The following is a 22,042-nucleotide window of genomic DNA, read 5'->3' on the forward strand; positions in this document are numbered from 1 at the left end:
GGCGAGACTTCTTCCGGAAGGCCATGCGCCCGAGGTTAGGGCGCCGGTCTCAAGGAGTCAGCTTGCGGCGTTCGGTCCGGATCTGGATTCGGAGCTCTGGTTAGGTGATCACCCTGCTCCGCTCGCTCTCCCATGTGGCGGTTTCATCGGCCGCGCGGATGACGATCTCCCGCATGCTGTCGAGATCGAAGTAGTTGTGGCCGATGACTTCGAGAGCTCGCTGGTGCTGCCTGTCGGTGAGGTCGTCCCATCCGCCTCGCTTCTCGAGCGCCTTGATCAGTTCGCCCAGATTCGTTCCCGTGCGGCCGATTCCGTAGGCCGCAGGGACCTCGTAACCGATCAGCTGCTGATAGCGATCCAGCGTGTGGCCCTTCCCCGGCGGAAGCGCCGTTCCCGCAATCCCGCGGTTGACCCACTTCTTGGCCGTCTCCTTTGCGTCTCGATAGCGGGGGACCAGGTGGCGTTGCTGATACGGCGACAACCCTCGTCCCTCGGCGACAACCTTGAAATCGTGCTGCGACCAGGCGACGATCAAGCGGTCCTGCTTCTTCGCCAGCCCGAGCAGTTCGGTAATTGCCGCGCGGGTCGTGGTCACCGCCCACTCGTGCTCCGCAACGTCGTCGCCGTCCATGACGATCCGGTCGGCGATCGGCGACAACCGCTTGTCGATTACATAGTGGCGAAGCGATGGCGGGCCTGACTTCTTCCTTTGCCAGGAGGCTCCGAGCAACATCTCCGGCTCGGCCTTGCGGCCCTCGAAGTCCACGTAGATGGCCCGACGGGCCTCAGCAGGGGAGATGAGGTGCTTTGCGTTGATTGGCGCTGGTCGATCAGCCATGCCCGCATTCGATCAGCGACGTGGAGGGGATGCGAAATCGATGCCGGCCAACTGCCACGCTGCGGTCCAACGCTCAGGACGGATCGCTTCGCGACCGCGGCCCACCTGCCGATTCAGGGTCCCCGCCCATCGGCCGGTCTACGATCTTGCTGATGACCTTGAGGCGGGGGGTGCGGGTTCATGCCGGAGAAAGAGTTGTACCCGGCGGTACGGCGTTGGTTGGTGGCGGACTACGGATGTAAGGACCAGCATGTATTCGTGGATCGCGGGTTCCGCTACGGACGGATCGACGTCTGCGGGCTGAGGCATGTCGGCGGGGATCTCTCTGGTGACACCGACTTCGTAGCGGTAGAGGTCAAGCCCGAAGGACGGGCATTCGGAACGTCTGCCGGCCAAGCCGCGGGCTACTCCGTGTATGCCGATCGCTGCTACCTGGCCGTGGTGAAGACCTCCGAAGGATTCACCACGGACGAGATCGCGATCGCCGACAGCCTCGGCGTCGGCCTATTCGAACTACGACGGGCCGGCCGGGGTGCGCGTGTGGTGCGGGAGCGCCTATCTGCACCGAAGCGTGAGCCGATTCGGAGGTTGAGACTTCAATACCTGGATCAACTCGGGTTCGGCCAGTGTGCGATCTGCGAGAGCCCATTCAAACGAGGCGATCACCGGCAGGGAAGCTGGGGCGAGAACGTCACCCGCCAGAAGCTTCAGAAGGCGGTTCAAGCCGAGAAGGGCTACATGTGGTGGCTGGATCGTGCGGCTGAGGATCTGGACGACAAGCGGGATGGCACATTCCTCCGTCGCTACCTCTGCCCAGACTGCACGTCGGGGCTCTTCGGCGAGATCCTGCCCTGAGAACGGTAGTTCGTCAAGGGAACAGACGCTACGAACCGGGCGGCAGGTCGAGCAGGCACAGTGAGTCGTCGTTTGCGGCTTCTTCCACGATGGCCCACCATTCGTCGCCATTGAAGTGGACAACGGCATGGATGCCGGCGAACGCGCCGAGTAACTCGGCGTCGGTCGGGGCAGGCGGTTCGTTGCTCGCGCGGGGACGCCGCCGCAATGTGACGCCTCCGCGAAAGAACTCGACCTGCCAGGTCACCGGGGTGTCCCAGAGACAGATTCCGCCGCCTTCGTCGTCCTCGCGTTGGTACGGGTAGAGCTCGAGGAGTCGCTCGATCACCGGCTTGGCCCAGCCCGACGGCGGCTCCCATTCGGACACCGAGTCCTCGATGTGTTCATCGACTGTTTCCCAGCCGTCGTCGGTTTCCGTCCAGCTGATCTGCAATCCACCGCCGTAGATGCGCGCCATCGCGGCTTCGGGGCTTTCGCCTGGCCCGATTGGTGTGATGTCGAACGTGATTGCCATCCCCACACTTTCGCTCTGTCTCTACCCTCTGTGTACCGGTCGGCTGTGACGTACAACTGCGTGTCACGCCGTCGCCCGACAGTGCTCAAGAAGGGGGACGAACATGGGACGAGGCATCGGCTATAGATGTGAGGGGTGCGGCTTCGAGGCCAGCGCCGGCGTTGGTTGGGGCATGGCCGGTATCCGCTACGCGGCCTACGCGTGCGGTGCGTGCAGGGCGGTCGGTGTCGTACCCGTCGAGTCGTGGGCCGACCCGACCGAGACTGATGACTCGCGACGGGTCGAGTTGTGGCAGGACCGCGACGGTTGCCCGACCTGTGCGAGTCCGGTCGTCGTACTCGGCGACGACAGCGAACCAACCGCTTTGCGTTGGCCGTGCCCGGCCTGCGGTGAGCAGCTCCTGGCCCGTGATCCCCTCAAGTACTACCTCTGGGACTGAGTTCTTTGGCGCACAAGAGGCAACACCTGCGACTCGTTTCTTGGTTGAGGACTCTTCGTCGACTCGTTCAGCGTTGGAGGGCTGCGCCGCTGAATCGTTGAAGCGGCATGCCCTTCGTGGCCGACTTGAACGAGGCCGAGTGCGATCCCTGCCCGCTCGGTGCCTGGGACTCACCACTCGATTCGTTCTCGGCCCTCATGAGGAACGCTCTATCCGGGATTGGGGTCAAACGTGGCGGGCGCTCGCCGCTGCCGGGTGTCGCAGCGTGCTTGAGTCACGCGACAACCTCGGGCAGGATCGCTCGGTGATGGAGTTGCGATGCGGATAGCGACCTGGAATCTCGAACGGAAGACGACGACATCGCCCACGGGCGCAGCGGCGGTTACACATCTCGGTTCTCTTGGCGCTGACATCCTTGTGCTCACTGAAGCGCGCCTTTCTTTCCCGGCCGGCGATGGCTTCCTCGTATCGAGCCGGTCGTGGGGCAGCGATGATGAGCGGAAGGTCGTGATGTGGTCCCGGAAACCGTGGCGCAACGTCGACGACGTCGGCTCATTGGAGTTGCCGCCCCATCGTTTCGTTGCGGCGACCACGGACACTGAATCAGGACCCGTCCACGTGATCGGTGTTTGCATCTCCTGGCACATGGCCAACGTGGTGCACGGAGACAGGAACAGGAAGCCGTGGGAGGACCACATCGCCTACTGCGCTTGCCTGCGAAAGCTCATCGACGATCGACGGACATCCACTCCGCTGGTCGTGGCCGGCGACTTCAATCAGAGGCTTCGATCTCCTCCCCAACGGGGCGCGCGGCACCGCGACGCGATTGCGAACTGTCTTGATGGCCTCGCGCTTCCGACCGCCGGCATCGTCCCGGGTTGGGACCGCGAGGAGAACGACCACATCGCTACCGCGTTTCTCCGCTCAGAGAGCGTGCACGGCTGGCCGAAGGTCGTCGATGGCGTGCGGATGAGCGACCATGCCGGTGTCGTTGGTGACTTCTTTCCGCAGTCGACGCTTCGCTAGTTGCGATCGACGCGAAGGCGAGCAACTCACCGACCGCAATCGATTCGGTACTCGGACGAGAGCTCACCAGCTGACCGGCGATTCGTTCTTCGTCCGAGAACCGCCATCACGACTCGTTCTTCCCGCAAGAACGGTTCGGACGCGGTCGATTGCGCGACGCTTTGTCATGGCTACGCATGCGATCACGGTTCATCCCTCCCGACCCCTCGAGGTCGTCAACGCCGACCTGATCATCGAGGTCACCGCCGACGACGAGAAGTTCGGCCAACTGCAGGTGTCGCGGGGCACCATCGACTGGGTCCCGCGCGGGCACAAGTCGGCGATCTCACTCACCTGGGAGCGCTTCGATCAACTCATGCGCGACGCCGGCTGAGACGGCAGCGCCTGGCTCAACGCGCTGTCGGGGCCTGGCATGGCGGCCGACGACGGGTCCGACACCTCTGCACGCCGCGTCGAGGTGATCATCGTGTCGAGTGGCCGTCCGGTCCTCAGACCACCGGCTCCGTCTCCTGCCAACCGCCTGAGTGCCTCGTCCCGACGTGCCCGAGCCACCGAGATCCTCGCGCCGATCAATGCCGTGCCCGTCGCCGGATACTCCGGTTTCGGCGTCGACGCGATCTGCGCCGCGTTGCGTTGCCGCGTCGCTTCGTGCACTTCCCAGTCGTACCCGGCCCTGGAACGCAGCGCCTTCCTCATCTCTTTGTCCATCACACTCACCGTCGCTTCCGTCTGCTCCGAGTAGGACAACGCTCCAGAACGACGCGAGTCGCGCGCAACGGCCGGCGCGGGTTCTCCGAGGGCCGAAAAGCGCGCCCGGATCAGCGGGATCTCGGCGGATCGATGACGACGAAGTCATGCGCTGTGACCCGTTCTCCCGCCCAGAATCGACCGAGCGGTCCTCGTGGAATTGTTCGCTTCGGGGCGTTGTGGGGCGTTGCGGGCTGAGCAGTGTCGGCGGGGGCGTCTACAGTTGCGCCATGAGCGTGACGGACACCCCACCCCATGTGCGCCGGCGCCTGTCGGGCATCTTCGCGTCGATGACCGGCGCGGAGCGGGTGGCCATTGCCGTCGAGATGGCCGAGGAAGCAAAGGCGATCGCGGTGGCGGGCATCCGGGCGCGGCGCCCCGAATGGTCTGAGGCCGAGGTCGCTCTCGAGTGGTTGCGGCTCCTGCACGGCGACGAGGTCGCCGAGCGCGTGGCTCGATGCAGTTCGAGTTCCTGAGCGCGGTCGTCGCCCTTCTCGACGACGCCGAGATTCCTCACATGCTGGCGGGTTCGATGGCGAGCACGTTTCATGGGGAGCCGAGGATGACCCGTGATGTCGACATGGTCATCGATCCAACCGTCGAGTCGATCGAGCGGTTCGTGGCCGCCCTCGATCGGTCTCGGTACTACGTGGACGATGCTGTTGAGGCGGTTCGTAGCCGCGACATGTGCAACGTGATCGACACCGAGACGGGTTGGAAGGTCGATCTGATTGTGCGCAAGGACCGCCCGTTCAGCCGCGAGGAGTTCGATCGACGCCAGCCGGCGGTCGTCGGTGGGGTGGAGCTGTTCATTGCCACCGCGGAGGACACCGTTCTCGCGAAGTTGGAGTGGCGGGCCCGTTCGGATTCCGAGCGTCAGTTCCGCGACGTGGTCGCCGTCCTGGCTGCGCAGGACCTCGACACGGTCTACTTGCAGCGCTGGGCCGCAGAGCTGGGAGTCGCCGACTCGCTCAACGAAGCGTTGGCTGCAGCGGGCAAAGCCTAGGTCCCGCCGCGCCAGGCCAAGAAGCCGAGTCAGATTGTGGCCGAATGCCGACGTCCGTGACCCGTTCTTCGGACGAGAAGATCGGCGTCGCAAGAGTTGTAGGTGTCGTCTGCGTCCTCGGTGGCATCTCGCGTTCGGCTACGAACAGCGACTGGCTACGTCCCGTTCGTCATCCCAGGCTGCGCTCCATGAATCGCCAGTTGTGATGAAGCTCACTGGGCACCTCCGCATCGTCATAGATGGGCCGGTCCCGGAATCCCTCGGACTCGTAGAGCCGATGTGCCGACGTCATGAACGGCCCGGAATCGAGTTGCATGCTCGTGTAGCCGAACGACTCCGCATCGGAGATCAGCCGCTTCACGATGGTTATTCCCAACCCGCCGCCACGTTGATCCGGCCGCACGAACACCCGCTTCATCTCGGATGCTCCCGAGCTCGTACGACGCACCCCTCCCATGCCGACGGCCCGCCCGTCGTTGCGAACGATGTAGAACACCCCCTCCGGTGGCTCGGCTGCACACAGTTTGTCGAGCGTTTCGGCCACGTAATCGTGGATCGGCTGTCCCAGTAGCGATGGCAGGGTCATCCCGAAATCGCGTCGGATGTTCGCATCGAGCCAGTCGAGGTACTCGACGTTGAGTTCCGTCAGCACGGCGTGATCTCGGCGGGCGTCAGCCGGTTCGAATGTGATTGCCATACGACGCCCCGGCATTTCTTGTCGAGCACTGAATCTCCGGAAGGCAATCTTCGCGTGAATCTGCCGTTGTAGCGCGATCATTCGATGTTCGGCGGGCAGAAGCGTCATCACGAGGAACGCCCGAGACGATCTGGGACTGGGCCGCGAACTGAGATCCGTCGGAACCCCTCGTGCCCGATGTGGCGAGACTCGTCTTGGCTCGAGAACGTCTCTGACGCATTCGCTGTGGAAGAACCTGCGTCGGCGGCCGCTGCTCCGGTGCAGAGTGGCCGGTCAGCGGCCGCCGAGGGCGAGGTCGTGCAGCATGCGTTCGGCGACGTCGCGGCGGGCCCGGGTCGGGCGGGAGTTCGCAATGCCGACGAACTGGCGAACGGTGCCGTTGCGAAGCTCCAGCGCGGCCACGAGAGTGTCGCGTTCCTCGAGGCCGACCACGACCGAGTGGCCACTGCGCACCGCTCCCGCGTAGTCGGCGAGGCAGTTCGACAACCGCCGACCCCACCGCGTCAGCTCCACCGGGTCACCGGGCAGGACCAGCCGGTGTTCGCCGAGTCGATAGCCGTGGGCGATCTCGATGGTCGGCGGATAGACGAACCCGTCGGTGCCGCCCGGGCCGTCATTCGGTGCGATGAGGGGAACGGCGGGGAGGGGGTCCGGCGCGGGAGCGGGAGCGGGCGCCGCGGCGATGACGGGGGCCCGGCGAACTCGCAGTTCTCGTCGCGGCACCGGTTCGGGGTGCTCGAGCGGTACGGCCACCGCGGTCTGGCGCTCGAGATCGACGACGCGACGGGCCAGGGTCAGCTCGGCGACCACCACAAACGGTTCGATGATGGTCAACGACCGGCGCAGGCGGGTGCAACCGCGCTCGATGCTCAGGGCATCGACGGCGAGGGCGGTCGCGGTCGCCTCGTCGACCGTTCGCCACAGTCGGCGCAACTGTTTCACGTCGTCGTCGGTCGGCCAGTGCTGCGGCGGCAACCATCGCCCGCCCCCGGCCAGCACCGTGGCCAGGCGCTCCGCAGGGAGGTGGTCGGCCAACGAGATGGCGAGCCCGAGCGGGCGCAGGTCCGGCGCCGCCTCCGCCGGGGCACCGTCGCCGGGCATCATCCCCCGGGGCAGCGCGCGGGCTGCGCTGCGGTTGGCCGTCGGGCCGAGCGCGACCCGGGCTGCTGCGGTGGCCGACTCCGCGCGCAGGGTCGGCGCGGCCCAACGGGGAACGTGGGGAAGAGGTCCGGCGCCGCCCCGCCGGGCCAGCAAGGCGAGCGGGAACGACAGCGACACGAGCATCGCGTCGAGGTCGCCTCGATCGTTGGCCGGGAGGTCGCCGAACCCCCACCGGGTCGCCACCTCGAACAGCGCGCCGGCCACGCCGTTGCACCACCGATTCGGGTCCTCTCGCCGAGTCCGCGCCTCGCGGCGCAGCATGGTCGGCACCGTTCCGGGCTGGGTGCTGACATCGATGCAGCGATCGCCGCCGAGCATCAGGACCCCGACGTGCACGCCGCCGTCGCGCCGGTCGACGCGCGCGACCGGGCGGCCGACGATGGCGATTTCCAGTCGATCGTCCGATGGGGTCGCTGAAAGAGAAGGAGTGATCACAGGCATGAGGAGGGCCGGTCCCGCATCCGGTTCGACCCATACAAGTGTTCGCCCGACCTGCCGTCAAGCGCGTACGGCTTCGGCGGACCGTTGTCACAGGGGTCGACTACACATTCCGTCTCGATCCCGAACCGGAGGCGCTGCCATGGACGACGACGAACACCCACCCGACATCAACCCCACCATGAGCTTCTCGCTCTTCGACACCGAACACGACGGCTGCGGGATGCAGCTCTGCTTCCTCGATCCGGACGCAATGGAACCCTTGGCAGAGATTCGCTTCGATGATCCGGCAGCCCTGGCCGCCACGCTCGAGGCGACGATGTCGGCACTGAAGATCCTTCTCACGGCACGACAACACGGCTTCCATGCCGCCATCGAGGCGCACGGCCTCGCTGCGGCCATCGAGATCCCGGATCTCACCGGCGTGGAGCTGACGGTCGAGGACATCCTGGAGGCCCGGCCGGGCGAGACCTGAGCAGGCCGAGAGATCAATCCCTGCGTTCGCGCCGGATCGGCGACTCGAGTCGCCTGAGCGAGGGTTGGCTGGAGAACAGCTCGGCCGGTCGGCCCGTGCCGCGCTCGTCGAACGAGCCGGTGGGCCGGAGCCAACCGGGGACCTTGCGGACCTTTCGTTGGAAGTTGCCCGGCTCGAGTTCGGTGTCCCACACGATCTCGTACACGCGTCGGAGGTCGCTGATGCGGAACTCGTCGGTCCAGAACGTGGTGGCGATGGTGGTGTCCTCGAGTCGGTCACGCAGCGCCTCCAGCGCGTCGATGACGATGCGACGGTGGTCGAAGGCGAGCTCGACCCGGCCCTCGATCACGTCGTCGACCCCGATCAGATCGGCGTGCGCTGCGTCGGTGCCGGCCCGAGGGTCGGGGACCGCGGCCATGATCGCCCACCAGGCCACCGTCACCACCCGCATGCGGGGGTCGCGGTCGGGGGCGCCGTAGGCACCGAGCTGGGCGAGATGGCTCGGTCCGGTGTCGACACCGGTCTCCTCGACGAGCTCGCGGCGGGCCGCGTCCTCGAGGTCTTCGTCGACGTGGACGAAGCCGCCCGGAAGCGCCCACGACCGCTCGAACGGGGGAGCGCCCCGCTGCACGAGCACGAGCTGCAGACGGTCGTCACGGATGGTGAAGACCACCAGGTCAACCGTGACGGCGAACGGTGGGAACGCTGCGGGGTCGTAGTCCTCGCCGTCGGCCATCCCGACACCCTACCATTTCGTATCAGTTTGACAAGAACATCCATCTCTTGATATTGTCGTATCGACACAAAGGGCGGCGGATGCCCTCGTGGCCAGTGCGCCCGAGTCACGACCAAGCCGTACATCTCTCATGGACGCACCCGAACCCGACCTCAGAACCCCTGGAGCAAGACTGTGAACACCACCGACATCGACACCCAACTCACCAACCGGGGCCTTCTCCCCACCGGATCGGCCGGACCCCGCTCGACCGCCTTCATCGCCGCCGCCGACGCCCCCACTGCGGACCGGTTCCGTGGCGCCCTGCTCGGCTCGGCCTGCGGCGACGCCCTCGGCCGCCCGGCCGAAGGCAGCTCACCGTCCCGCATCAAGGCCCGCCACGGACAGATCCGTGAGTTCATGCCGTGGCGCGGCTGGAACGGGGGACCGGTCGGCACCTTCACCGACGACACCCAGCTCACCCTGTGGACCGCCCGGGCGATCCTCGACGCCGGCGACGAACACCCCGCCGACTTCGGCCGGACCCTCGTCGACCGCCTCGATGCCATCCGCGGGATCGGCCGGGCCACCCGCCAGTCGATCATCCGTCAACGCGACGGCAAGGACTGGTGGCAGGCCGGCGTGCCCTCGGCCGGCAACGGCGTGGCCATGCGGGTGGCCCCGCTCGGGCTCGCATTCGGCGATGACCTCACCGCCCTGCGCCGCGAGACGGCCCGCAACGCCGTGGTCACCCACGCCGACCGCCTCGCCGTGGCCTCCGGCATCGTCCAGGCCTACGCCGTCGCCCGCCTCACCCGCACCGCCTCCGGCACGCTCGACCCGAAGGCATTCCTAGCCGAGCTGGTCGACGTGCTCGAGGGCTTCGACGATGCCGGCGCCACCGAGCGCCGCCCCGACGCCGGGCCCGACCCGGTCCGTCTCGTCGATCGCATCGCCGAGCTCGCCGACATGCTCGCCCTCACGCCGTCGGAGGCCTTCGCCCGGACCCACAACGGCGCGTTCGTTCTCGAATCGCTCCCGGCTGCGATCTGGTCCTTCCTGGCCAATGCCGATGATCCCGAGGAGGCGATTGTCGTGGCGGTCAATGGCGGCTACGACGCCGACACCGTCGCCGCCATGACCGGCGCTATGGCCGGCGCCTACCACGGCGAGACCGGCCTGCCCGACCGCTGGCTCGACGACCTCGAGGCCGCCGGCGACATCCGGGCCATGGCCGACCGACTCCACCGCGAGTTCGTGTCCGGCACACCGACCACGGCCACCGACGTCGCCTCGGCCGCCGACGCCGACCGCGTCCATGTCGCCGTCCTGCTCGACCGCAGCGGCTCGATGAGCTCGATCGCCGACGACACCATCGGCGGCTTCAACACCTTCGTCGCCCAACAGCGCGAGCTTCCCGGCGAGTGCCGGATCACGCTCGTGCAGTTCGACGGCCTCGACCCCCAGGCCGTGGTGGCCGACGCGGTCCCCGTTGCCAAGATCGCCGACCTCGACGAGCGCACCTACCAGCCCCGCGGCAGCACACCGCTGCTCGACGCCCTCGGCACGCTCATCGAGACGATCGACCGGCGTACGACCGCCGACCCCGACGAGTTCCAGCTCGTCGCCGTCATCACCGACGGCCAGGAGAACGCCAGCAGCCGCTTCACCCGGGACCGCATCGCCGACATGGTCAAGGCCCGCAGCGACGCCGGCTGGGCGTTCGTCTTCCTCGGGGCCAACATCGACAGCTTCGGCGAAGCCCGCACCATGGGCATGCGCCACGGCCAGGCCGCCGACTGGGACCACACCGGCGACGGCGTGCGCGACGGCTTCGCCATGCTCGCCGAATCCAGCATCGCCGTGCGCGGCGCCGGTCGAGCGGTGAGGCACGCCATGAAGGACCGTCTTCTCGACGACGTCCGGGCCGAACGCAAGCGCAAGAGCCGCTCCCGCTGAGCGGCCCGCAGAAAAGGAACACCACCATCAAAATCTTCTACGACGACCACTACATCGCGGCCGAGTACGCCTTCGACACCACTCGCAAGGCCCTCCGAATCGCCGAGACCATCCGCACCCGCGAACCCGCCGGCGTGGAACTGCTCGAGCCACCCACCGACGCCGTCGCCGCAGCCGCCGCGGGCATCTACCACCTCCACGACGCCGACTATGTCGAAGCCCTGCGAACCGGAGTCGACCAGTACCTGGCCGAATCCCAGGGCTTCGACTGGTGTTCCGGCATCTGGACCATGGCCGTCCACACCACCGCCGGTGTGATTGCGGCGACCGACGCGGCCCTCGACGACGGTGTCGCCGGATCGCTCTCGTCGGGGCTGCACCATGCGCGACCCGAACAGGGCGCCGGATTCTGCACTGTCAACGGACTCGCAGTGGCCGCGGCTCGCCTCGTCGCCGACGACCTGCAAGTGGTCGTACTCGATCTCGACGCCCACTGCGGCGGAGGAACCGCAGCCATGATTGCCCACCACGACCTGACCGACTCGGTTCGCCAGTTCGACCTGTCGACCAACATCTTCGACGGCTACGACCACGTCGGCCCCCACGACCGCCTCGTCGTGGTCCGACGAGGCGACGACGACTACATCGTCGCCGTCGCCGGGATGCTCGACGAAATCGACTGGGCGGGCACCGACATCGTCCTCTACAACGCCGGCGTCGACATCCACCCCGGCTTCAGTCGCCTCACCGTGACCGTGCGCGAACGGATGGTGTTCGAACGCGCCGCCGCCGAGCAGACACCGATCGCCTGGGTCCTGGCCGGCGGCTACACGGCCGGCATCACCATGGAGCAGCTCGTCGACGTCCACTGGCAGACCATCGACGCAGCAGCCACCAACCACCGAAAGGCAACCACATGACCGAAGCAGTGACCGGACGCCGACCGGTGTCGGACGCATGGCCGGGATTCCACGAACGCCTCACCGAGGCCCTGCGAGCGCTCGAGGAGGACCAGTTCCTCAACCTCAACGTGAAGTGCAGGAACCGTTTCGTGCAGTTCGCTGCCCAGGGCTACTTCGGCATGCGGGCCGAAACGGTCGGCAACGCCTACCTCGAAGGCCCCGAGCGGCTGAGCATCGAGGACATCGCGATACTGCGTGCGCTCGGCTGGAACGACCCGACCTCGGGCCCGGGCGTCGTCCCGCAGGCCGACCCCGACGGATCGCCCAATCACTACCTGGAATGGGCGCCGCCTCTCGACCACGCCGAGATCGCCGAGCTCGCCGTGCGGACCCTCCTCGAGATCCACGACGTCGCCCATCCCGGCTGGCTCACCTACCGTGCCTTCCACTCCGAAGGGCAGGAGATCCTCCTGCCCGGACTGGGGCTGAAGCCGGAGTGACACAGGGAGACACGATGACCGAGACGATCGAGGGCTACGACGTGATCGGCGACGTACACGGCCATGCCGACAAGCTCGTCGCCCTCCTCGAGAGGATGGGCTACGAGGCACGCGCCGGCGTGTGGACGCATCCGGACCGCCAGGCGATCTTCGTCGGCGACCTCATTGACCGAGGTCCGAAACAGGTCGAGACCGTCGCCATCGCGCGATCGATGGTCGACGCCGGCACGGCGCAGATCGTCCTCGGCAACCACGAGTTCAATGCCATCGCTTGGGCGACTCGTGACCCAGAGGAGCCCACCGCGTATCTGCGTCGCCACAACAAGAAGAACTACAGACAGCACCAGAGCTATCTCCGTCAAGTCGGTGAGTGGAGCGACCTCCACCACGAGCATCTGCGCTGGTTCAGGGAGCTTCCGCTGTGGCTCGACCTCGGCGAGCTTCGGGTCGTCCACGCCTGCTGGGACCCGAAGGCGATGGCCGACATCGCCGGAATCGTCGGCCCCGCCAACTCCCTCACCGATGAACTCGTCCTCGAGGCATCCCGCGAGGGCAGCGCTGCGCATCACGCGATCGAACACCTGCTCAAGGGTCCGGAGATCGCGATCCCAGAGCCGTTCGTCGACAAGGACGGTCACGAACGCAACGAGGCCAGACTCAGGTGGTGGCTCGCCGACGCGGCAACGAGCCTGCGCCGTGCGGCGGTCATCCCCGAACACTCGAAGACCCTCGACGGCCGCGACTACCCGCCGTTGCCTGAGACCCCGATCGACCCGCCGCCCCCGGTCGAACCGTACGCCGACGACGTCCCAGTGTTCTACGGCCACTACTGGGAGGGCGGTACGCCGGCCATCACCAGCGACCGCACTGCCTGCGTCGACTACAGCGTCGCCAAAGGCGGGCCGCTCGTCGCCTACCAGTGGCAGCGCGGATCCGTCCTAATCGACGAGCGTTTCGTCGCAACTGCTGCCTGAACCTGTCACGAACGCCAGTCCGAGGCGTGACTCGTTCTGCGTCAAAGAAGAGGTCGCCCGTCGCAACCGCCGAAGACCTGGCCCCGGTGTCGCAGCCGACGTCTACAGTTGGCGCATGGCCACCACTGACACCTCGCCAGAGATCCGGCGGCGTGTCACGGCCGTCTTCGCGTCGATGAGCGGCGCCCAGCGGGTTGCCCATGCCGCGGAGATGGCCGAGGAGAGCAAGACGATCGCGCTGGCCGGAATCCGGTCCCGCCACCCTGGGCTCACCGACGCAGAGGTCGCCCTCGAGTGGGTCCGCCTTTTGCACGGCGACGAGATCGCTGGCTACGCAGCTCGATGCAGCTCGAGTTCCTGAGCTTCATCGTCGCGTCGCTCGACGACGCGGAGATCCCTCACATGCTGGCCGGCTCCATGGCGAGCACGTTCCACGGTGAGCCGCGAATGACCCGGGACATCGACCTCGTGATCGACCCCACGCCCGACGCGATCCGGCGCTTTGCCGATGACCTCGACCGCTCCCGCTACTACGTCGATGACGTTGTCGGAGCGGTCCGCACCCGAGACATGTGCAATGTCATCGACACCGAGACCGGCTGGAAGGCCGATCTGATCATCCGCAAGGATCGACCGTTCAGCCGGGAGGAGTTCCGGCGCCGTCAGCAGGCGGTCATCGGCGACGTGGAGTTGTTCGTCGCCACGGCCGAGGACACGGTCCTGGCCAAGCTCGAGTGGCGATCGCGGTCGGGTTCCGAGCAGCAGCTTCGTGACGTTGTCGCCATCTTGGCCGGGCGGGACCTCGACACCGACTACCTCCGACGGTGGGCGACCGAACTCGGGATCGGCGAGGCTCTCGACGAGGCGCTGGCGTCGGCTGGGCGCTGACACTTGCGGTCACCGCGGACTCGTTCTGCCATACCGACTCGTTCGGTGTCAGAGAAGGTCGCGGCCGATGATCCGGTGCGCGCTGTCACAGCCGGTGAATAGGTTGTATGCACCGGGTCGGTTCGACGCCGACGCGCTCTCGGAGCTCACGCTCCCGCCACACGACGCACTGCGCGTCATGGAGGGGGCCAGCCGCACGGCGCCTCCGGAGAGGAGGCCGCAGATGGCCTTGTGTCACTGGTGTGAGTTGGAGATGACGGACGGCGTGTCGTGCTCGACTGCCGAGCTGCATCGTGGAGGATTGTCGGTTCCGATGGTGAGGTTCGGTCAGGAGCGGCCGAAGTGGCGGGGCGCGAGATGTGGCGACTGTGGTGCGCCCCGCGGTGGCTTCCATCACCCGGGCTGTGACGTTCAGCGTTGCCCGGTCTGCGGCGGTCAGATGCTGTCGTGCGGGTGTCGCTTCGACGAGGACGGGGACCACTCATAGCATGGGAATAGCATACCCATGCTATGTTTGTGGCATGCCACGGACGAGGATCAGTACGACCGTCGATCAGGAGCTTCTGCAACACGCGCGCGAGACGGGTGCAGGCTCGAACGACGCCGAACTCATCGACGCGGCCCTCGCCGCCCTCCTTTCGCACTACCGCAGGGTCGACACCGACGAGCGCTACACGGCTGCCTACCGAGCGCATCCACCCGAGGAACCCGACGAGTGGGGTGACCTCTCGACGTTTCGAGACGCGGCCTCGGCGACATGACCGGAACGCCACGCCGAGGCGAAGTGTGGTGGTGTGAGCCACCGTCCGTCGGGCGCCGTCCCGTCGTCGTGCTCAGCCGTGACGTGGCGATCCCGCGCCTTCGTCGAGCGCTCGTTGCGCCCTGCACGACCACGATCCGCGGGTTGCCCAGCGAGGTCCTGCTGGAGCCGGGCGACGACCCGGTCCCGCGACCGTGCGCCGTCAATCTCGACTCGGTCGAGTCCGTCTCCGTCGCGGTGCTGACCGACCGGCTCGGTTCACTCACCGTCCGCCGGCTGGATGAAGTGTGTGCCGCTCTCGCAGTTGCGACCGACTGCAGCTGACCGAGGGCGGCTCCGTAGGCCCTGTCGTCGGTCGTGCCGGCCGCCTATCGTCTCCACCGTGCCCGTTCCGTTTCCCGATGTCGATGCGCCGCTCATGGGTCCACCGGACCGCGGCGAGGTGGTCCACCTCACCCGTGGCCTGAAGACAGCCATGCAGCCCGACGACGGGCTCTCGCCACTCCAGGCGAAGGTGCTCACGGCGATCACCGCGTCGATGACGGGGCACGAGCTCGACCTGGATGAGCTCGAGCCGATCGGGCCGGTCGAGTTCGCCGAGGGGCTGGCGGGCCGAGACCGCCGATTCCGAGCCGAGATGGTTCACCTCATGGACCTCGGTCACATGTTGCTCCCGTTCCCCGATGCGGGGGTCGCCGACCGTGTCATCGCGTTCGCGACCGAGCTCTCGGTGCCGACCGACTCGCTGCACAAGGCGAAGGCCCTCGCCACCGGGTCGGCCCAGCTCGTCGCGGCCGACATCGACCGCGGCTCGTACATCAGCACGCTCGACCTCAGTGAGTTCACACCGCTACGGACTTCCGAGGACCACGTGCAGGCGTGGTCCGCCACCGCCGTCGCCCCGGAATTGGCGGCCCGCTGGCGGGCGCTCGGCGACCTCGACGAGGGAACGCTCGGGCGCGCCGTGCACGACTTCTACGTGGCCCGCGGCTTCCACTTCCCGGGCGAACCCGACTCGGTTCCGCCGCTGTTGTCCCAACACGATTGGGTCCACGTGCTCGCCGACTACGGGAGTCGGCTGGAGGCCGAGATCGAGGTGTTCGCCTTCATGGCGCGGGCGAGCGACAACCCCGAGGCGTTCGCGCTGCTCGGGATGGCGATCACGCTCTTTCACACCGGCTTGTTGCCCGCGGCGGCAGGCCTCTTCGAGGCGGACCACGGGGTGCTCGATCTCGACGGCATGCCGGAGCGGCTGGCCGACGCGTTCCGGCGTGGCGCCCTGGTCGCCGGCAGCGTCGACTTCCTCGCGCTCGATTACTTCTCGATGGCGGACCGGACGCTCGACGACATCCGTCGCGCGTACAACATCACCCCGAAGTCCGACGTCGCCGTTGCCGTCGGTTCCCGGGGGCCGTTCGAGCCCGGCGGGATCAGCGATTCGCAGCTCGACGCCGGCCGGCGGATGGCCGAGTCCCGCGGCCAGGCGTACGACGCGTTCGGCGCCCTCGGCTGACACTTCTCGCCCGCGTTGCCCGCGTCCCGAGACCCGCCGGCCTGATCAGGCCTCGAGGCCGAGCTTCTCGTCGAGCTTGAGGATGCGAATCGCGTTGCCTCGGAGGAACTTCGGCCACACCTCGTCCTTGAACGGGTTGTACTCGGCCATCTCGGTGAACTGTCGCTCCATCGACAGGCCGGCCGGGAAGTAGCCGGTGAACATCACCTTGTCCGCGCCGCGAGTGTTGGCGAACTTGACGATCTCATCCGGATAGTGCTTCGGGGCGAACGCGCTCGTGCAGTAGTGCAGGCCCGGCCACTTGAGCATCAGCTTCATCGCCAGCTTCTCCCACGGCTCACAGCCGTGGCGGGTGACGATGGTGAGCTCGGGGAAGTCGTAGCAGACCTGATCGAGGCGCCAGACCTCCTGTGGCGAACTCGGCATCCGGGGCCCGACGATGCCGGCGTTGATGAAGATGGGGAGGTCCAGCTCCACACATGTCGCGTAGACCGGATACATCTTCGGATCGTCGATGGCGACCTGCGGGAACATCCCGCAAGGGAAGCAACCCACGCTGACGATGTCGTGTTCGTCCTTTGCCCGCCGGATACCGTCGACGGTCTCCATCACATGGTTCGTGTTCTCCAGCCCGTGCGATTGCACGAACCGGCCAGGATGTCGACGTACGGCCTCCACGCTCTGTTCGTCGGTACCGATGACGCCGACCTGCACGTTCCACTTGTCCATCTCGGCGATGGTCCACTCGATCGGATCTGTCCCTTCGGCCACCACATCGGGCGCGTTCTTGAACATGTACTCCGCGGGGAACTCCATCGACTCGATCGTGTCGGTGTCCTTGTAGAGCGGCCGCATGAACTGGTAGGCAGCCTTCTTCTCCTCGACGCTGGTGTAGGGGAATCCGACCCCCGGGTCGATTATGCCGATGTTGTCCGGAAAGCCCATGATTTCTCCTCATGTCGGGCGGCGGATGTCGTCGGCGACACGATCGTGACCGGTCGTCCACTACTCACCCGGTCCCCGAGCAACTTCAGCACCAGCCGCAGCGCGGTGCACGACGAGTATTGCCGCTGCGGGTGGCCCGGACCAATGCCCCACCGCACCGGGCGGCGATCACCGCTCGATCACCGTGTGGCGACGCCGCTCACCACGTCGAGGATCACGGCAAAGCGCCGGGCGTCGTCGGGTTCGAGGGCCACGGTTCGATCGAACTCGTTGGTGTGGAGGCGAACATGGACCGTTCCGTCGATGGCGGCGACGCCGATACCGCGCCAGCGGGGATCGTCGATCGGCGGACCCGTCGTGGGGCGGGCGACGTCGCCCAGCGCGGCACGGACACGGTTGGCGAGCAGGACGGCGACACCCCAGAGCGTGGCCCGGACCGGGAACTCGTCCGGGCACAGAAACACGATCGCGGGCGTGCCCCGCTCGACCAACACGACGAAGCCGGTTGCTCCTCGATGATCGACGGCCGATCGGGGAACGAATCGTCCGCCCCGCAGCCGGAAGACGTCGACGTCGGCGGAACAGAGCTCGTCGCTGTCAGCCACCGCGATCGCGTTGCGGGCCACATGCTCGATGCGGCGGCGCATCGAGCGCGTCCAGGTGAACGGGCCGGGCTCGGGCCGGGACGGGTCGTCGGCGTCGGGTAACGCGGGCCGACGACCCGGGGAGCGCGAACCGAGGCGGGCGAGGAGTCGTTCGATGTCGGTTCGGTTGTCGTAGGGACTCGGCCCGTCGTAGCGGCCCGGTGATCCAGACTGCTCGTCGGCGGTCACACCCCGATGGTCGTTCCTCGCCGTGACAACTCCCGGGCGCGCCTGACCCGGCCGACCGGCCGGGCCGCCGTCGGTGTCTACGAACCCGCCGGTCCGACGAGGGTGACGTCACCGGTGGAGATGTCCGCGACCCACAACCGGTCGCCGGCCGCCGTGCCCGTGCTCACGTTGGCAGCCGATTCGAACTGCAGTATCTCGGACACCTGCATGGTCGCCGGATCGATGAGCGTCGCGCTGCCGCTCTGTCCCGTCACCAGCCATGCCGCGTCGCCGAGCAGGAGGTCGCCCGTCGCGCCGGACTCCTCGATGACGACGGCCGTGGCCAGTTCGTCCGCGGCGCCGGCCGCCCGACCGACGGCGTTGCGGCCCGTTCCTGCCATCCGGAAGTTCGGGTTCTCGACGATCCAGAGATCGTCGCCGCTGACGAGCGCAGAGCAGCGGTCCGGCCCCCCGGCCGGGCCCTCGCAGATCCCGTCCTCGGTGGTGAGTTCCCGCTTCTCCTGCCGGCCCTCGACATCGTGCCAGGAGACGGTGACCGTCCCCTCCGACTCGGAGGTGGCGGTCAACCCCACGAGAAGCTGTCCGTTCGAGATGGCCAGCGGGACGCCCTGGTCCCGGTCCAGCGTCTCCTCCACCGTGGTCCCCTCTTCGTACGGGTAGGTGTCGGTGACGATCATGGTCGACGGGTCGATCCGCAGCAGCGCTGCCGCAGCGGCGTCGTCAGCGAACTTGCGGTAGTCGGTGAGGGTGACCCAGATCGCCCCGTCGTGGGCCAGCACCGCGGTGGGCTCGCCGCCCAGGTGGAGATACCGCTGGAACTCGAGCGACTGGTTGTCCATTTGCACCAGCCGCTGGCTGGTCGGGTCGACGATCCACACGCTGTCGTCGCTCACGTCGTACGCGGTGATCTTGAGCCCGCTGTTCTTCAGATCGGCTTCGGGGTCGATGGCGCACGGATGCTGTCCGCTCTCGAGCTGTGAGGTGATGGAGTTGCAGATGTCGTCGGCGTCGTCGGCGAGACCGTAGGCCTCGTCGCTCTCGGTTTCGATCTCGAGGGTGTCGGGGTCGAGACGCAGGATCGTGTCGCCGGCCGTTCGCGCCGCGTAGAGCCCGTCGTCGGTGATCAGAAGGTGGAAGATGCCTTCGCCGAGGTTGGTGGTGGCGATGACCTCGGGCATGGCGATCTTGTCGAGTTCGGCCTCGGTGTCGGCCGGTCCCTCGCCGAGATCGGGCTGACCTTCGGGGTCGCGTCCCTCGGGGATGGTCGAGGTGGACTCGGGCGCCGCACTGTCCGGCATCGACAGCGGTTGCACGCCCGAGTCGTCGCCGCACGACGTTCCCAGCGCCACGAGTCCGATCGCGGCCAGCACCACCGCACTACGTCGCCCCATCTGTCCCGCGCCCCTTACTGGTCGTCCCTGTCAGTCGGCCGTCGACGGTAGGCGGCCGCCCGAGCTGCACGCAAACGTCGCCGAGGGTGAGGTGTCGAAACCCGCGCTGGCAGCGACACTGTCCTCATGAGCGACCTGTGGGACGAGACCGATGATGATGATGTTTCGCCGATCTGCGCGTCGTGCGGTGTGAGCGCACTGCCACCCGAGGCCGCGGGCGAACCCTCGATGTGTGAGAACCCCGACTGCTCGGCCTTCGGCGAACTGATGAACCGATGAGTGCGACCGACGGCAAGAGAGATTCCAGCCGAGGGCTGCACCATCCACTGACCTGGCTCGAGTTGATCGCGTCGAACCTTCGACGGCTCGTGATCTTCCTCCTCGGGGTCACGGTGCTCGGCGCCGGCGTGGCCATGCTCGTGCTGCCCGGCCCCGGCCTGATCGTCGCCATCCTCGGTCTGGCGATCCTCGCCACCGAGTTCGCGTGGGCCGAGCGCACCCTCGACCGGGCGAAGGAGCGCACAAAGAAGGTCACCGACCAGATCGACGACAGTCGCTCGGCGCGCGGGCTGCTCCTGCTCTCGGCGGTTGCGTTGGTCGGAGGTGGACTCGTCGCGGTGCTCCTCAGCGAGAGCGCCGGTCTCGGCCTGTCGGCGATCGTGGCCGGCACGTGCGCCATGGCCGTGCTCGTTCCCCGGGTGCGGCGGTGGATCCTGGGCTGAGCGATAGCCCGAGGGTTCCACCGGCCTCGGCCCCGGTGATCGTCGCGGCACCGGCGCCCACTAGGTTCGGCGGCAACCGACACTTTCGAGGAGCACCGATGAGCGCAGCCGGCAAGTGGATCATGACCATGCAGACCCCGATGGGGGAGCAGAAGCCCGAGGTCGTCCTGGGTGAGGACGGTACCGGGACGATGACGAGCCCGATGGGCGAGGCCGTGCTGCACGACGTCGTCATCGATGGCGACACCGTGAGCTTCGCGAGCCACATGAAGAGCCCCCGGGGCGAGGCGACCCTGGTCTTCACCGGCACGGTCTCGGGTGACGAGTTCACGGGAAGCGTCACGACGCCGATGGGGGATCAGCCGGTCACCGGCGTTCGCGCCTGACCGAACGGTCGTCGGGCCCTCCGTCGACGAGGACGACATCGAAGCGGGCCCGGTGCAACACGCTGGCGGCGATGGATGCCCGGGCCCCGGAGGCGCAGTGGACCCAGAGCTGGTTGTCGGGCACGTGGTGGAGGTGGTCGAGCAGTTCGTGGAGCGGGATGTTGATGGCTCCGTCCAGGTGGCCGGCCTCGTATTCGTCGCTTCGTCGCACATCGATGACGTCGAAGTCTCGGTCGGTGATGGCGACCGCGGCGAGATCGTCATAGTCGACCACCGGGTACTCGCTGGTGGCCAGTCGATCAACGGACGCGGCGAGGTCCCCGGCCGAGGGACGATCGATGCCGATCCGGCACAGGGCACGTTGGGCAAGGGTGATGTCGTCGGGGTTCTCGGCCAGCAGTGTGAGCCTCGACGCCCACGGCATGAGCCAGCCGAGGTGGGTGGGGAGACCTTCGGCCTCGAAGTTGAAGGTGCCGACGAGATGGCGGCCGGCGTAGGCACACCGGTCGCGAAGGTCGACGACCCATTCGCCTGCGTCGAGGCGCGCGGCCAGTTCGTCGACATCGACACCGACGGGTGCCGACAGGTCGGGCTCGGCGATGCCGGCTCGATTGAGAGGGCCCATGTGGGCGTAGTAGGCGGGGTAGTCGGTCAATCCGGCGAGCAGTTCTTCGACGAAGGCGTCGACGTCGTCGTTGGCGAGTGCCGGGTTGGTGCGTTCGTCGCCGATGGTGCCGCTCTGGCGATCGGCCCCGGCCTGGGCGGAACAGAAGCTGCCGAATCCGTGCGTCGGGTACACGGGGACATCGTCGTCGACGTCCTCGACCAGTGATCGTACGGTCGCCCACTGGTCTCGAGTGAGTTGATCGGTTGCGTCCTCGCCCACCAGGTCGGTGCGTCCAACCGTGCCGTACAGCAACGATCCGCCCGTGAACACGGCACGAACGAAGCCGTCGAGGTGGACGAGATAGCACAGGTGGGTGTGGGTGTGGCCGGGGCTGTGCCGGGCCTCCACGGTCATCGTCCCAACGCGGATCATGTCGCCGTGGGTGACGCCCTGCACGCCGAAACTGAGGTCGTCGTCGATGTTGGCAACGATGGCGGCGCCGGTGCGTCGGCTGAGCGCGAGGCCCCCGCTCACGTAGTCGTTGTGCACGTGGGTCTCGAAGACCTTCGAGATCGTGACCGCGTGACCGGCGGCGGCCGAGAGCACGCGGTCGATGTCGCGGGGTGGGTCTACGACGAACGCGGTCGTACCGTCGTGAACGAGATAGCTTCGATCACCCAGTCCCGGCGTGTCGATCGTGTGAACCATCACGGGCATCGGGGGCCTTTCGCCGGAGTGGGCATGGGCGGTC

Annotated in this window: 29 protein-coding genes; 20 read left to right on the plus strand and 9 right to left on the minus strand. The window is 67.3% G+C overall.

The window, feature by feature from the left end; genetic code table 11:
* Nucleotides 1–100: 100 nt before the first annotated feature.
* Complete coding sequence (locus RIB98_14930) at nt 101–766, minus strand: hypothetical protein (protein MEQ8842276.1); 666 nt, start codon at nt 764–766, stop codon at nt 101–103.
* Between the two features lie 330 nt (nt 767–1,096).
* Between RIB98_14930 and RIB98_14935 the strand changes: the two genes are divergently transcribed.
* Nucleotides 1,097–1,693, plus strand: coding sequence for a hypothetical protein (locus RIB98_14935; protein MEQ8842277.1), 597 nt, complete (start codon nt 1,097–1,099; stop codon nt 1,691–1,693).
* 28 nt (nt 1,694–1,721) lie between these two features.
* Here the strand turns inward: RIB98_14935 and RIB98_14940 are convergent, their stop codons facing one another.
* Nucleotides 1,722–2,207: a hypothetical protein gene (locus tag RIB98_14940; GenBank protein ID MEQ8842278.1), complete on the minus strand. Its 486-nt coding sequence runs from the start codon at nt 2,205–2,207 to the stop codon at nt 1,722–1,724.
* 103 nt (nt 2,208–2,310) lie between these two features.
* Here RIB98_14940 and RIB98_14945 point away from each other — a divergent pair, with 103 nt between their 5' ends.
* The 6 genes from RIB98_14945 (at nt 2,311) to RIB98_14970 (ending at nt 5,425) form a co-directional block, all read left to right on the plus strand.
* On the plus strand, nt 2,311–2,646 hold the full coding sequence (locus tag RIB98_14945) for a hypothetical protein (protein MEQ8842279.1): 336 nt from the start codon (nt 2,311–2,313) through the stop codon (nt 2,644–2,646).
* Nucleotides 2,647–2,964: 318 nt separating this feature from the next.
* Nucleotides 2,965–3,672 (plus strand): endonuclease/exonuclease/phosphatase family protein, encoded by a 708-nt coding sequence (locus tag RIB98_14950; GenBank protein MEQ8842280.1) that lies wholly within the window; start codon nt 2,965–2,967, stop codon nt 3,670–3,672.
* 166 nt (nt 3,673–3,838) lie between these two features.
* Entirely contained in the window at nt 3,839–4,045 is a 207-nt protein-coding gene (locus tag RIB98_14955) for a hypothetical protein (protein ID MEQ8842281.1), read from the plus strand.
* A gap of 39 nt (nt 4,046–4,084) precedes the next feature.
* Nucleotides 4,085–4,414, plus strand: coding sequence for a hypothetical protein (locus tag RIB98_14960; protein ID MEQ8842282.1), 330 nt, complete (start codon nt 4,085–4,087; stop codon nt 4,412–4,414).
* A gap of 235 nt (nt 4,415–4,649) precedes the next feature.
* Complete coding sequence (locus RIB98_14965; GenBank protein ID MEQ8842283.1) at nt 4,650–4,895, plus strand: hypothetical protein; 246 nt, start codon at nt 4,650–4,652, stop codon at nt 4,893–4,895.
* Nucleotides 4,877–5,425, plus strand: a complete 549-nt coding sequence (locus RIB98_14970; GenBank protein MEQ8842284.1) for a hypothetical protein — start codon at nt 4,877–4,879, stop codon at nt 5,423–5,425. Before RIB98_14965 ends, RIB98_14970 begins: the two co-directional genes overlap by 19 nt.
* Nucleotides 5,426–5,594: 169 nt before the next feature.
* On the opposite strand, the gene RIB98_14975 is transcribed toward RIB98_14970, so the two are convergent.
* Complete coding sequence (locus tag RIB98_14975; GenBank protein MEQ8842285.1) at nt 5,595–6,230, minus strand: GNAT family N-acetyltransferase; 636 nt, start codon at nt 6,228–6,230, stop codon at nt 5,595–5,597.
* Between the two features lie 165 nt (nt 6,231–6,395).
* Nucleotides 6,396–7,619 carry a PcfJ domain-containing protein gene (locus tag RIB98_14980; GenBank protein MEQ8842286.1) on the minus strand — a complete coding sequence of 408 codons (1,224 nt, stop codon included), beginning with the start codon at nt 7,617–7,619 and terminating at the stop codon, nt 6,396–6,398.
* 244 nt (nt 7,620–7,863) lie between these two features.
* Here RIB98_14980 and RIB98_14985 point away from each other — a divergent pair, with 244 nt between their 5' ends.
* Nucleotides 7,864–8,196: a hypothetical protein gene (locus tag RIB98_14985; GenBank protein ID MEQ8842287.1), complete on the plus strand. Its 333-nt coding sequence runs from the start codon at nt 7,864–7,866 to the stop codon at nt 8,194–8,196.
* A gap of 13 nt (nt 8,197–8,209) precedes the next feature.
* On the opposite strand, the gene RIB98_14990 is transcribed toward RIB98_14985, so the two are convergent.
* Nucleotides 8,210–8,932 carry an NUDIX domain-containing protein gene (locus RIB98_14990; GenBank protein MEQ8842288.1) on the minus strand — a complete coding sequence of 241 codons (723 nt, stop codon included), beginning with the start codon at nt 8,930–8,932 and terminating at the stop codon, nt 8,210–8,212.
* Between the two features lie 174 nt (nt 8,933–9,106).
* Between RIB98_14990 and RIB98_14995 the strand changes: the two genes are divergently transcribed.
* The 9 genes from RIB98_14995 to RIB98_15035 all read left to right on the plus strand — a co-directional run bounded on the left by RIB98_14995 (nt 9,107) and on the right by RIB98_15035 (nt 16,407).
* Nucleotides 9,107–10,870 carry an ADP-ribosylglycohydrolase family protein gene (locus RIB98_14995; protein ID MEQ8842289.1) on the plus strand — a complete coding sequence of 588 codons (1,764 nt, stop codon included), beginning with the start codon at nt 9,107–9,109 and terminating at the stop codon, nt 10,868–10,870.
* Nucleotides 10,871–11,004: 134 nt separating this feature from the next.
* The gene (locus RIB98_15000; GenBank protein ID MEQ8842290.1) at nt 11,005–11,790 is read left to right on the plus strand and encodes a hypothetical protein; all 786 of its coding nucleotides are present in this window, start codon (nt 11,005–11,007) and stop codon (nt 11,788–11,790) included.
* Nucleotides 11,787–12,272: a hypothetical protein gene (locus tag RIB98_15005; GenBank protein MEQ8842291.1), complete on the plus strand. Its 486-nt coding sequence runs from the start codon at nt 11,787–11,789 to the stop codon at nt 12,270–12,272. Before RIB98_15000 ends, RIB98_15005 begins: the two co-directional genes overlap by 4 nt.
* 14 nt (nt 12,273–12,286) lie before the next feature.
* The gene (locus RIB98_15010) at nt 12,287–13,246 is read left to right on the plus strand and encodes a metallophosphoesterase (protein MEQ8842292.1); all 960 of its coding nucleotides are present in this window, start codon (nt 12,287–12,289) and stop codon (nt 13,244–13,246) included.
* A 115-nt stretch (nt 13,247–13,361) separates the two neighbouring features.
* Complete coding sequence (locus RIB98_15015; GenBank protein ID MEQ8842293.1) at nt 13,362–13,607, plus strand: hypothetical protein; 246 nt, start codon at nt 13,362–13,364, stop codon at nt 13,605–13,607.
* On the plus strand, nt 13,589–14,134 hold the full coding sequence (locus RIB98_15020) for a hypothetical protein (protein ID MEQ8842294.1): 546 nt from the start codon (nt 13,589–13,591) through the stop codon (nt 14,132–14,134). Before RIB98_15015 ends, RIB98_15020 begins: the two co-directional genes overlap by 19 nt.
* Nucleotides 14,135–14,655: 521 nt before the next feature.
* Nucleotides 14,656–14,895 carry an antitoxin MazE5 gene (locus RIB98_15025; protein MEQ8842295.1) on the plus strand — a complete coding sequence of 80 codons (240 nt, stop codon included), beginning with the start codon at nt 14,656–14,658 and terminating at the stop codon, nt 14,893–14,895.
* A complete protein-coding gene (locus RIB98_15030; GenBank protein ID MEQ8842296.1) occupies nt 14,892–15,218 on the plus strand; it encodes a type II toxin-antitoxin system PemK/MazF family toxin in 327 nt (108 codons plus the stop codon). The genes RIB98_15025 and RIB98_15030 overlap by 4 nt, the downstream gene beginning before the upstream one ends.
* 58 nt (nt 15,219–15,276) lie before the next feature.
* Entirely contained in the window at nt 15,277–16,407 is a 1,131-nt protein-coding gene (locus RIB98_15035) for a hypothetical protein (GenBank protein MEQ8842297.1), read from the plus strand.
* A gap of 45 nt (nt 16,408–16,452) precedes the next feature.
* Here the strand turns inward: RIB98_15035 and RIB98_15040 are convergent, their stop codons facing one another.
* From RIB98_15040 to RIB98_15050, 3 genes are all read right to left on the minus strand, one after another.
* Nucleotides 16,453–17,352 carry an amidohydrolase family protein gene (locus RIB98_15040; protein ID MEQ8842298.1) on the minus strand — a complete coding sequence of 300 codons (900 nt, stop codon included), beginning with the start codon at nt 17,350–17,352 and terminating at the stop codon, nt 16,453–16,455.
* Between the two features lie 179 nt (nt 17,353–17,531).
* Nucleotides 17,532–18,185: a hypothetical protein gene (locus tag RIB98_15045; GenBank protein ID MEQ8842299.1), complete on the minus strand. Its 654-nt coding sequence runs from the start codon at nt 18,183–18,185 to the stop codon at nt 17,532–17,534.
* Between the two features lie 77 nt (nt 18,186–18,262).
* The gene (locus tag RIB98_15050; GenBank protein MEQ8842300.1) at nt 18,263–19,576 is read right to left on the minus strand and encodes a hypothetical protein; all 1,314 of its coding nucleotides are present in this window, start codon (nt 19,574–19,576) and stop codon (nt 18,263–18,265) included.
* Between the two features lie 126 nt (nt 19,577–19,702).
* Here RIB98_15050 and RIB98_15055 point away from each other — a divergent pair, with 126 nt between their 5' ends.
* The 3 genes from RIB98_15055 (at nt 19,703) to RIB98_15065 (ending at nt 20,684) form a co-directional block, all read left to right on the plus strand.
* Nucleotides 19,703–19,855 (plus strand): hypothetical protein, encoded by a 153-nt coding sequence (locus RIB98_15055; protein MEQ8842301.1) that lies wholly within the window; start codon nt 19,703–19,705, stop codon nt 19,853–19,855.
* The gene (locus tag RIB98_15060; protein MEQ8842302.1) at nt 19,852–20,298 is read left to right on the plus strand and encodes a PGPGW domain-containing protein; all 447 of its coding nucleotides are present in this window, start codon (nt 19,852–19,854) and stop codon (nt 20,296–20,298) included. Before RIB98_15055 ends, RIB98_15060 begins: the two co-directional genes overlap by 4 nt.
* Before the next feature lie 98 nt (nt 20,299–20,396).
* Nucleotides 20,397–20,684, plus strand: a complete 288-nt coding sequence (locus RIB98_15065; protein ID MEQ8842303.1) for a hypothetical protein — start codon at nt 20,397–20,399, stop codon at nt 20,682–20,684.
* On the opposite strand, the gene RIB98_15070 is transcribed toward RIB98_15065, so the two are convergent.
* A complete protein-coding gene (locus tag RIB98_15070) occupies nt 20,665–21,999 on the minus strand; it encodes an MBL fold metallo-hydrolase (protein ID MEQ8842304.1) in 1,335 nt (444 codons plus the stop codon). The genes RIB98_15065 and RIB98_15070 overlap by 20 nt on opposite strands.
* Nucleotides 22,000–22,042: the final 43 nt, after the last annotated feature.

The organism is Acidimicrobiales bacterium (assembly GCA_040219515.1).
Lineage (GTDB): Bacteria > Actinomycetota > Acidimicrobiia > Acidimicrobiales > Aldehydirespiratoraceae > JAJRXC01.

What these genes read in the sequence shown, in the direction of transcription:
- RIB98_14940 (MEQ8842278.1), bottom strand. Translation starts at nt 2,207, where the DNA reads ATGGCAATCACGTTCGACATCACACCAATCGGGCCAGGCGAAAGCCCC.
- RIB98_14945 (MEQ8842279.1), top strand. Translation starts at nt 2,311, where the DNA reads ATGGGACGAGGCATCGGCTATAGATGTGAGGGGTGCGGCTTCGAGGCC.
- RIB98_14950 (MEQ8842280.1), top strand. Translation starts at nt 2,965, where the DNA reads ATGCGGATAGCGACCTGGAATCTCGAACGGAAGACGACGACATCGCCC.
- RIB98_14955 (MEQ8842281.1), top strand. Translation starts at nt 3,839, where the DNA reads ATGGCTACGCATGCGATCACGGTTCATCCCTCCCGACCCCTCGAGGTC.
- RIB98_14960 (MEQ8842282.1), top strand. Translation starts at nt 4,085, where the DNA reads ATGGCGGCCGACGACGGGTCCGACACCTCTGCACGCCGCGTCGAGGTG.
- RIB98_14965 (MEQ8842283.1), top strand. Translation starts at nt 4,650, where the DNA reads ATGAGCGTGACGGACACCCCACCCCATGTGCGCCGGCGCCTGTCGGGC.
- RIB98_14970 (MEQ8842284.1), top strand. Translation starts at nt 4,877, where the DNA reads ATGCAGTTCGAGTTCCTGAGCGCGGTCGTCGCCCTTCTCGACGACGCC.
- RIB98_14975 (MEQ8842285.1), bottom strand. Translation starts at nt 6,230, where the DNA reads ATGACGCTTCTGCCCGCCGAACATCGAATGATCGCGCTACAACGGCAG.
- RIB98_14985 (MEQ8842287.1), top strand. Translation starts at nt 7,864, where the DNA reads ATGGACGACGACGAACACCCACCCGACATCAACCCCACCATGAGCTTC.
- RIB98_14990 (MEQ8842288.1), bottom strand. Translation starts at nt 8,932, where the DNA reads ATGGCCGACGGCGAGGACTACGACCCCGCAGCGTTCCCACCGTTCGCC.
- RIB98_15005 (MEQ8842291.1), top strand. Translation starts at nt 11,787, where the DNA reads ATGACCGAAGCAGTGACCGGACGCCGACCGGTGTCGGACGCATGGCCG.
- RIB98_15010 (MEQ8842292.1), top strand. Translation starts at nt 12,287, where the DNA reads ATGACCGAGACGATCGAGGGCTACGACGTGATCGGCGACGTACACGGC.
- RIB98_15015 (MEQ8842293.1), top strand. Translation starts at nt 13,362, where the DNA reads ATGGCCACCACTGACACCTCGCCAGAGATCCGGCGGCGTGTCACGGCC.
- RIB98_15020 (MEQ8842294.1), top strand. Translation starts at nt 13,589, where the DNA reads ATGCAGCTCGAGTTCCTGAGCTTCATCGTCGCGTCGCTCGACGACGCG.
- RIB98_15025 (MEQ8842295.1), top strand. Translation starts at nt 14,656, where the DNA reads ATGCCACGGACGAGGATCAGTACGACCGTCGATCAGGAGCTTCTGCAA.
- RIB98_15030 (MEQ8842296.1), top strand. Translation starts at nt 14,892, where the DNA reads ATGACCGGAACGCCACGCCGAGGCGAAGTGTGGTGGTGTGAGCCACCG.
- RIB98_15040 (MEQ8842298.1), bottom strand. Translation starts at nt 17,352, where the DNA reads ATGGGCTTTCCGGACAACATCGGCATAATCGACCCGGGGGTCGGATTC.
- RIB98_15050 (MEQ8842300.1), bottom strand. Translation starts at nt 19,576, where the DNA reads ATGGGGCGACGTAGTGCGGTGGTGCTGGCCGCGATCGGACTCGTGGCG.
- RIB98_15055 (MEQ8842301.1), top strand. Translation starts at nt 19,703, where the DNA reads ATGAGCGACCTGTGGGACGAGACCGATGATGATGATGTTTCGCCGATC.
- RIB98_15060 (MEQ8842302.1), top strand. Translation starts at nt 19,852, where the DNA reads ATGAGTGCGACCGACGGCAAGAGAGATTCCAGCCGAGGGCTGCACCAT.
- RIB98_15065 (MEQ8842303.1), top strand. Translation starts at nt 20,397, where the DNA reads ATGAGCGCAGCCGGCAAGTGGATCATGACCATGCAGACCCCGATGGGG.
- RIB98_15070 (MEQ8842304.1), bottom strand. Translation starts at nt 21,999, where the DNA reads ATGGTTCACACGATCGACACGCCGGGACTGGGTGATCGAAGCTATCTC.